This window comes from Pyramidobacter sp. CG50-2, from assembly GCF_003612005.1.
In the GTDB taxonomy this organism is placed as follows: domain Bacteria; phylum Synergistota; class Synergistia; order Synergistales; family Dethiosulfovibrionaceae; genus Pyramidobacter.
On sequence record NZ_RAWT01000074.1, the window covers coordinates 1 to 8366 of the forward strand.

10 protein-coding genes and 1 tRNA gene are annotated in these 8366 nt (G+C 59.9%); 8 read left to right on the forward strand and 3 right to left on the reverse strand.

Annotated features, from left to right (window positions below):
* Positions 1 to 270 (forward strand): transposase (locus tag D7D26_RS11355; protein ID WP_147413033.1); only part of this gene is annotated, 270 nt, incomplete at its 5' end.
* Positions 271 to 365: 95 nt separating this feature from the next.
* Here the strand turns inward: D7D26_RS11355 and D7D26_RS11360 are convergent.
* Both D7D26_RS11360 and D7D26_RS11365 read right to left on the reverse strand, forming a co-directional pair.
* A tRNA-Pro gene (locus D7D26_RS11360) sits at positions 366 to 443 on the reverse strand.
* A 58-nt stretch (positions 444 to 501) separates the two neighbouring features.
* Positions 502 to 1092, reverse strand: a complete 591-nt coding sequence (locus D7D26_RS11365; RefSeq protein WP_120373116.1) for a hypothetical protein — start codon at positions 1090 to 1092, stop codon at positions 502 to 504.
* 128 nt (positions 1093 to 1220) lie between these two features.
* Between D7D26_RS11365 and D7D26_RS11370 the strand changes: the two genes are divergently transcribed.
* The 4 genes from D7D26_RS11370 (at position 1221) to D7D26_RS11385 (ending at position 3774) form a co-directional block, all read left to right on the forward strand.
* Positions 1221 to 1772, forward strand: coding sequence for an isochorismatase family protein (locus tag D7D26_RS11370; protein ID WP_120373117.1), 552 nt, complete (start codon positions 1221 to 1223; stop codon positions 1770 to 1772).
* 5 nt (positions 1773 to 1777) lie between these two features.
* A complete protein-coding gene (locus D7D26_RS11375; RefSeq protein WP_120373118.1) occupies positions 1778 to 2482 on the forward strand; it encodes a prepilin peptidase in 705 nt (234 codons plus the stop codon).
* 67 nt (positions 2483 to 2549) lie between these two features.
* Positions 2550 to 2960, forward strand: a complete 411-nt coding sequence (mce, locus tag D7D26_RS11380) for a methylmalonyl-CoA epimerase (protein WP_120373119.1) — start codon at positions 2550 to 2552, stop codon at positions 2958 to 2960.
* A 97-nt stretch (positions 2961 to 3057) separates the two neighbouring features.
* On the forward strand, positions 3058 to 3774 hold the full coding sequence (locus D7D26_RS11385; RefSeq protein WP_120373120.1) for a B3/B4 domain-containing protein: 717 nt from the start codon (positions 3058 to 3060) through the stop codon (positions 3772 to 3774).
* A gap of 186 nt (positions 3775 to 3960) precedes the next feature.
* Here D7D26_RS11385 and D7D26_RS11390 read toward each other — a convergent pair whose 3' ends face one another.
* Positions 3961 to 5319 (reverse strand): SEL1-like repeat protein, encoded by a 1359-nt coding sequence (locus tag D7D26_RS11390; protein WP_120373121.1) that lies wholly within the window; start codon positions 5317 to 5319, stop codon positions 3961 to 3963.
* Between the two features lie 163 nt (positions 5320 to 5482).
* Here D7D26_RS11390 and D7D26_RS12795 point away from each other — a divergent pair, with 163 nt between their 5' ends.
* The 3 genes from D7D26_RS12795 (at position 5483) to D7D26_RS11400 (ending at position 7946) form a co-directional block, all read left to right on the forward strand.
* Positions 5483 to 5611, forward strand: coding sequence for a hypothetical protein (locus D7D26_RS12795; RefSeq protein ID WP_255415991.1), 129 nt, complete (start codon positions 5483 to 5485; stop codon positions 5609 to 5611).
* A gap of 226 nt (positions 5612 to 5837) precedes the next feature.
* A complete protein-coding gene (locus tag D7D26_RS11395; protein ID WP_120373122.1) occupies positions 5838 to 7196 on the forward strand; it encodes an alanine/glycine:cation symporter family protein in 1359 nt (452 codons plus the stop codon).
* Between the two features lie 198 nt (positions 7197 to 7394).
* Entirely contained in the window at positions 7395 to 7946 is a 552-nt protein-coding gene (locus D7D26_RS11400; RefSeq protein ID WP_120373123.1) for a LemA family protein, read from the forward strand.
* Positions 7947 to 8366: the final 420 nt, after the last annotated feature.

The following is an 8366-nucleotide window of genomic DNA, read 5'->3' on the forward strand; positions in this document are numbered from 1 at the left end:
GGGAGCAACGTCATCGGCGATAAGGCTTACGGTTCGCAAGCCATCAGAGAGTACATTACTTCTCGGGAGGGAAGTTACACTATCCCGCCGAAGAGCGATAATCCCGAACCGTGGTTTATAGATGAGCATGTTTACAAGGAACGACACTTGGTTGAATGTTTCTTTCAGAAAATCAAATGGTTCCGTAGAATTTTCACCCGCTATGACAAACTTGACGCTTCGTTTTTCGCTTTTGTTCTTGTTGCTGCCAGTGTTATTTTATTGAAATAATACAAGCTGAAATGTTTTTTTAAACAAGCCCTAGTCAATCAAATCTTTGCGGACAAAAAAAGTCCCGGCCGAGCCGGGGCTTGTGCATCCGAAAATGGTCGGGGTGAGAGGATTCGAACCTCCGACCTCCTCGTCCCGAACGAGGCGCGCTAACCAGACTGCGCTACACCCCGGACACGACGGGAATTGTACAACATTGTTCCCGTTTCGTCAATGAGGCAATTCGGCGAATCAATCGTCGTCGCTGTGACGCCGCCGGTTTCTTCCCGCGCCGCCGTCGGAGGACGAAATACCGGGCAGCTGCACCTTGCCCAGCGCGGCGACGGGCAGTTCGACCCATCCCCAGGGCGTGACGACGAGAAAGCGCAGCGATATGCCGTGCTCCGCCATGGCCTTGATGTGGTCGCTGTATTCGAGCACGTCGAAGGGGATCCAGCAGTCGGAGACGACCCACATGCGGCGGCACTCCCCGCGCGAAAAGATCAGGCTGTAATCGACGGCGAGGCGCATGGCGTCGGTGAGGTCGACTTCGCCGAGATAGAGCACCACGGCTTCGGGACGCGGCGCCGGCGGCGTCATGGCGGGCAGCAGGGCGGCCTGCGATTCGAGCCACGAGAGTTCGCCGAAGAACATGTCGGGATCCTCGCGGATCGCTTCCCAGTAGGGCAGGTCCAGCCCGTCCAGGCGGAACGATTTGGTCAGCCAGCCTTTGACCTGGTTGAGCAGTCTGACGATGTGCGACGGATAGTCGGGATTGAGCATGCTGCGCATCAACGAGCTGACAGTCAGCGGCGTCGGCGCATCGGAAAAATCTTTGTCCATTTTATACCTCCACAGAGCGTGAACTTTTCGACTGAATAAGCATATCACAAAAATCGACTTTGTTCTCATGGCGTGAAATGTATGGGATAATAAGTCACGAGGAAATCTATGCCCCGAGGAGGAAAAACATGGAACCTGTGTGTCTGCGCGCGGAAAAATGCGTTTTTGTGATGATCGATCTGCAGGAAAAATTAGTGCCGGCGATGAGCGGGATCGAGCCGGTCTTGTACGAGGCGGAACGGCTGCTGAAGTCGGCGGCGGTATTGAAAATCCCCGTGCTGGCGACCGAGCAGTATCCCAAGGGACTGGGAGCGACGGTGCCGCCGCTGCGCGGGCTGCTCGGTCCCGCGGCAGTGATGGATAAAACCAGCTTCTCCTGCTTCGGCGCGGACGGTTTTGCGGCGGCGCTGGCGCGCTGCGGGCGGAGGTCGGCCGTCGTCTTCGGCATCGAGAGCCATATCTGCGTTTTTTCCACGGCCATGGAACTGAAAGAGCGCGGCTGCGACGTCGCCGTCGTCGAGGAGGCGTGCACGAGCCGCGACCGCAGACATCACGAGCTGGCGATGCGCAACCTGCTGGCGGCGGGCGTCGCCGTGCTGCCGGTGGAAACGGTCGTCTATCAGCTCCTGGGCCGGGCAGGAACGCCGGAGTTCAAGGCGCTGCTGCCGCTGTTCAAATAGGGCCGATGACGCCCTGCTGGGCGGCCGCCCTGTGCGGAGCCGCCGCCGGAGTCTTCGTGTGCGCGTTCGCGCGCCGGACAGCGGACGATGAAAGGAAGATCCTTGCCGGCCGGCGCGCCTTCGCCGGCTGCGCCGTCCTGACGGCCATTGCCTGGGCTCTGCTCGTTTCGAGGTGGCCGCTGCGCCGCGACTGGCCGCTGGCCGCGGCGGCGTTGTGCTTCGCCGAGTTTCACGCGCTGACTGACCTGAGCGACGGCTACATTTACGATCGGGCCGTCGCCGCTTCTCTGGCGGCGGCGTTGGCGCTGCGGCTGCCTTACGGCGTTCTGTCCGGAGCGAAGGAAATTCTTCTGGGCATGGCGGCCGGGGCCGTGCCGCTGGCGCTGATCGTCCTGGTCACGCGCGGCGGCATGGGCTGGGGCGACGTGTTCCTGATGGCGGGACTGGGCGCGCTGCTGGGCTGGAAGCTGACGGCGCTGACTCTGTACGGCGGCATCGTCTCGGGCGGCGTCGCCGCCCTGTTCCTGCTGCTTGCAAAGCGCGTCGGGCGAAAAGACGCGCTGCCGCTGGCGCCGTTTTTGCTGGCCGGCCTCCTTTTCGCGCTCTGGGCGGCGCCGCAGATCGGCCCGCGGCTGGGGACGAAGATCCGCTTCTTCGAAGAGGAGCCGGCCGCTTCCGTCCGCCTTGTCGGAGGAGAGAATCCGCCTTGAGCTTTGGCGTTTTTCTGCTATCATAGGCGAAGCGAAGTTCCGCGATCATTCAAAGGGGGATATGAAAATGAATCTTACAGTGATCGATCATCTCGGCGTCGCCGTGCCCAGCATCGACGAAGCGCTCGCGTTCTGGCAGGACACGCTGGGCGTCGCGTGCCACGGCGTGGAGGAAGTCGCCGACCAGAAGGTGAAGACGGCGTTCCTCCCCATCAGGGACACCGAAGTCGAGCTCCTCGAGCCGACCGGCGACGACAGCCCGGTAGCCAAGTTCATGGAGAAAAACGGCGGCCGCGGCGGCCTGCATCACGTGGCGATCCGCGTCGAGAACCTCGAAGCGGCTTTGGCCGAGCTGAAGGAAAAAGGCGTTCGCCTGATCGACGAAAAACCCCGCCGCGGCGCGGGCGGCGCGATGATCGCTTTTCTGCATCCCAAATCGACCGGCGGCGTGCTGCTCGAGCTCTGCGAACGCCGATAAACCGAGCTTGGGAATCGGACGCGCAGAGCGGCACGACTTTTTTAAGTCGTGCCGCTCTGCGTCACGGAACGTGCGAACGTAAGGAGAAGATGCGCATATGCCCCGCTTTATCGCTTCGGAACCATTTTGGAACCTGTTTCCCCAGGCCGAGATCGGCATCGTCGTCGCCCGCGGCCTGGAAAACCGCGCCGACAGGGTGAAAGACCGCCCCGCCATCGCCGCAGACCTTGAGAGCGCGCTGAACGAGTCGAAAAAATATCTCAGCGGCGAAACGCTCAGCCAGTGTCCCGTCGTGGCGGTCTGGCGCGACGCCTTCAAGCTCTTCAAAACGAAAAAGGGCGCGCGCAGCTCGATCGAAGCGCTGCTGAAGCGGGTGGAAAAAGGCAAGGGGCTCGGCAGCGTCAACCCGCTGGTGGACATCTACAACGCCGTGTCGCTCACCTGGGGCTTCCCCGTCGGCGGCGAAGATCTCGACGCCTTTCGGGGAGACCTGCGTCTCGACGTCAGCGCCGGCGGCGATCCTTTCCTGGCGCTTGGCGACGAGGCGGAAGAGCCGACGCTGCCCGGCGAAGTCTGCTACCGCGACGACGCCGGCGCCGTATGCCGCTGCTGGAACTGGCGCGACGGTCAGCGCACCATGCTGACCGAAGACACGACCAACGCCTTTCTGGTCATCGAATCCGTCGCGCCGGAACGCCGCGAGGATCTGCGCCGCGCGCTGGAAACGCTGGCGGAAAAAACACGGCGCCATCTTGGCGGAACGTGCCGCATCGTTGTCGCCGACCGCGAGAACCGCTCTGTCAGCCTTGAATAAAGCGCGAAAGTTCCCCGTACCGCGATGTTCCACGTGGAACAATCAAAAGCGGCCGGGAACCGATGATCCGGATTTCATCGGTTCCCGGCCGCTTTTCGTATGGCGGCGCTGCCGCGGCTCGAAAGGATCTCCGCCGGAAAAAACTCCTCCGTCCCTCCCGTCGACCGGCGCGGCGCGGGCGGGACCTTACGGCTGCTCGTCACGCTGCCGGCGCATCCGTTTGAAAGTCCGCTGCGCACGGCGCCGGGCGCGGTCTTTGGCCGCGTCATCCAGTTGCGGCGCGACGAAATCCAGCCCTTGCCGCGCGTCCTCGTTGCCGCAGAGCTTCGACAGCTCGAACCAGAAGCAGGCCTCCTCGAAATCGACGGGGAATCCCTCGCCGTTGGCGTACATCACGCCGAGATTGATCTGCGCGCGGCTGTTGCCCGTCAGCGCCGCGCGTTCGAACCAGGTCTTCGCCTCCTGAAAGTTCTGCGCCGTGCCGTCGCCCGTTTTGTTCAGCCAGGCCACGTTGTACCAGGCCGCGACGTCGCCGAGCTCCGCCGCTTTCTTGAAATATTCGAAGGCCAGCGCGTGATCGGCCGCGACGTGTTTGCCCGTGTAATACAGAACACCCAGACGAAAGAGCGCGTTATGCTCCCCCCGTTCGGCGGCGGCCTTGTACCATCGCAGCGCCTCCGCCGGCGATTTTTTGACGCCTTCGCCGTTTTCGCAGCGCCAGGCCAGGATATTCATGGCCTCCGAACTGCCGTTCCGGGCCGCTTTTTTGTACCATCGCACGGCCCGCTTCACGTCTTTCTTCACGAAAATCCCTTTTTGATAAAGCTGGGCGAGGAGCAGCTGCGCTTCGGGCAGATTCGCCCGCTCCGCCCGTTTGAGAAGCTCGAAAGCCGTTCGCCTGTAAGCGGGGTTGTTCCCGTTCAGATACAGCACGGCGAGAAACTTCATCGCAAAAGCGTCGTTCTGCGCCGCGGCTTCGCTGTAAAGCGCGATGGCCCGCGCGGTGTCTTTCTCGAGCCTTTTCCCCGTTTCGTAGAGGAGCCCAAGCTCCCGCTGCGCCTGCGCATAGCCCCCGTCGGCCGCACGGCGCAGCCAGAGCATGGGATGGATCCCGTCCGGGGCCGCGGCCAGCCCCCAATCCTGCGCGCGGGCGAGAAGCAGCTGCGCCTGGACGCAGCCTTTGCGGGCGTATTCGTCGAGGATCGGCAGAATGGCGCTGTAGGCGTCGCCGCTCTCGGGAGAAAGCGCTTTGTGACGGTTGTAAAGCTCGGTGATCCGAGAGTAATCCTGCTGCCGGTCGGAGAGAAGGATGGCCAGGGCGTGATAGGGGACGGGGTCGGAAGAGTTCTCCCGCGTGATGCGGGAAAAAATCTCTTCCGCTTCCCGCTCCCGCCCGTCAAACCAGGCCCGCAGTCCCTGCGCCGTGCGCTTGTCCGATTTCGAAACCGCCGCCGGCGCTTTCGCTTTTTCCGCCGGGGCGCCGCGCGCCGGCAGGACGAAAACGACGCTCAACAGCAACGCCGCAGCGAACTTTGTTTTTCCCATGAGGATCTCCTTGAGGTTTCTTCCATAGAAATATAAATGGGGGATTCGCGTGTGAGGATGCAGAAATGAAAACGACGACGCGCATACATTTTATTTTACCTCATCCGCATCTTCTGTGCTTCCGGATTTTTGGAGAGAATGAATTTTGCCTTCGCCTCTGAAGATGAGCGTGGGAAAAGCGCACGGCAAAAAGCTGCATGAAGTTTTTTGCGGCGGTGCGGACGCGGCGGCAAACTTTTTTCTCTTGAAACTTGCGAAACCTGACCAGTGCCTTTTTCGGGGCGAAACCTGAGCAATTCTGTTTGTGGATGCTTTAAAAATATGGATATATTTTTAATTCTAAAGATTTTTTTGCCGTAAAGTATCTGTTGTAAATTCGTGAAAGAAAACGCATAATACCGGTATGATTTGTAAGCTTTTCACAACTTTCTGCCCAAAGTTTGTGCAAGGCTTTCAATCAGCTGCAATTTCATTGCAGCACAATGTTGTTTTTATTAATTCTAGGGAGGCTTTCATATATGGATCAACTGACGGCATTGGTTTCAAAAGCGAACAGTTTTATCTGGGGACTTTACTGTCTGATTCCTCTTCTCTGCGGCACAGGATTGTATTTTACGCTTCGCCTCAAGTTCGTTCAGGTTCGCAAATTCGGCCAGGCGTTCAAGCACGTGTTTGGCGGCCTGACGCTCTTCGGCGAGCGTGCCGGCAAGGAAGGCATGAGCTCGTTCCAGGCTTTGGCTACGGCCATCGCCGCTCAGGTCGGCACCGGCAATCTGGCCGGCGCGGCGACGGCCATCGCCATGGGCGGCCCTGGCGCCATCTTCTGGATGTGGATCGCCGCCTTCTTCGGCATGGGCACGATCTTCGCCGAAGCCGTTCTGGCTCAGACTTACAAGGGCAAGGACGATCTCGGCAACGTCGTCGGCGGCCCGGCGTACTACATCACCGAAGGTCTTCACTGCCGGCCGCTGGCGATCTTCTTCTCCGTCGCGATCATCATCGCTCTCGGATTTATCGGCAACATGGTGCAGTCCAACTCCATCGCCGACGCGTTCAGCAACGCCTTCGGCACGAACCGTCTGATCGTCGGCTGCATCGTCGGCGCCGTCTCCGCTTACGTGTTCTTCGGCGGCGTTGGCCGCATCGCTTCTCTGACCGAGAAGATCGTCCCCATCATGGCCGGCCTGTACCTTCTGGGTGGTCTCTATATCTTGGTCCGTTTCGGCGCCAAGATCCCTCACATGTTCTGGATGATCATCGACGGCGCTTTCGATCCCAAGGCCGCGACCGGCGGCCTGATCGGCGCGACGATCAAGGAAGCCGTCCGTTACGGCGTCGCCCGCGGCCTGTTCTCCAATGAGGCCGGCATGGGCTCCACGCCTCACGCCCACGCCGTCGCCAAGGTCAAGCACCCGGCGGAGCAGGGCCTTGCCGCGATCATGGGCGTTTTCATCGATACGTTCGTCGTCCTCAACATGACGGCTTTCGTCATCTTCGTCACCGGCGCTCTCGACGGCAAAACCAGCGGCATCTCGCTGACGCAGAACGCGTTCAGGATCGGACTTGGCGAATGGGGACTTCCCTTCGTGGCCATCTGCATGCTTTTCTTCGCGTTCTCGACCGTCATCGGCTGGTATTTCTTCGGCGAGCAGAACATCAAGTACCTGTTCGGCAACAAGGGGCTCACGCCGTACCGCCTCATCGTCGTCGCGTTCGTTATCCTCGGTTCCGTCCTCAAGCTCGACCTCGTCTGGGAACTTTCCGATTTCTTCAACGGCATCATGGTGTTCCCCAACTTGATCGCCCTGATCGGCCTGGCCAAGGTCGTTTCCAAGGCGCTGGACGACTTCGACAGCGACGGCAAACTGAAAGCCTGATCCCGAAGCCGGACGTAAGTTCGCATAGAGGCGCTGTTCGAGACGTCCTCAAAGAGAACGCCTCATCGTACACAAAACGGAGCGAGAGAAACGGTGATCGTTGTCTCGCTCCGTTTTTTTGGTGTAGGGGAGGAAAAGCGCTGCGGCCGGCACCCTTTTTTGATATACTTTCATCATCTCTGCAAAGGAGGTTTCTCGATGAACCCAAGCGTTTTTTACGTCATCGTGGCCGCCCTGATCGGGCTGTGGGGTGTGACCGTTTATAACCGGCTGGTGCGCCTCGGTTTGCGCCGGGACGAAGGCTGGAGCGGCATTTCCGTGCAGCTGAAACGCCGCCACGATCTGGTGCCCAATCTCGTCGCGTCCGCACAAGGCCTGGCCGGCCACGAGAAAGAACTGTTGCTCAGCGTTACGCAGGCCCGCGCGGCGCAGGGGAGCGGTTCGCCCCGCGAGATCGCCGCCGCCGAAAGCGCCCTCACCGCCGCTTTGGGACGTTTCATCGCCGTCGCCGAAGCCTATCCCCAGATCAAGGCCGACCGCGCCTTCAGCGATCTCATGAGCGAATTGGGCCGTCTCGAAGACGACCTGCAGCTGGCGCGCCGCTATTACAACGGCGCCGTGCGCGAGTACAACGTGGCCGTGCGCTCCTTCCCCTCGTCGCTGGTGGCGGCGCTGACCGGTTTCCGCCGCGCCGATTTCTTCGAACTGAGCGACGCCGGCGAAGCCCAGGCCCCGAAAGTATCATTTTGATATGCCGAATCGTCGAACGGGCGAAAACGACGATTATTTTAAAGAAAACTGTAAGACTCACGACAAAATGCAAGGGACCGAGCCTTGAAAAATGGCGCGCGGTCCCTCGTTTTTAAAAAAAATTTTTCAATCTGCTGTCGGAAAATGGTGAAACTTCCTGGACAAGCCGAACGGCGTTTTTCACGAAAAGATGTCCCGCGCGGCCCCTCTCGTGATGATCGGCCGCACGACGGCCGGCGAATGGCAGATCGAATATGAGAAATCTTTGGGCAATATATTCAGATGATACTGTCAATAGCCAATAAAAAAGTCACCATAACTGCTCATTAAAAAAGTCACCCCCTCACACTCTCATCACAGCAAGACACCTCGAAAGAACTCCCCATCGTGCCGCCATAACAACGTCTACGCGAACGTACA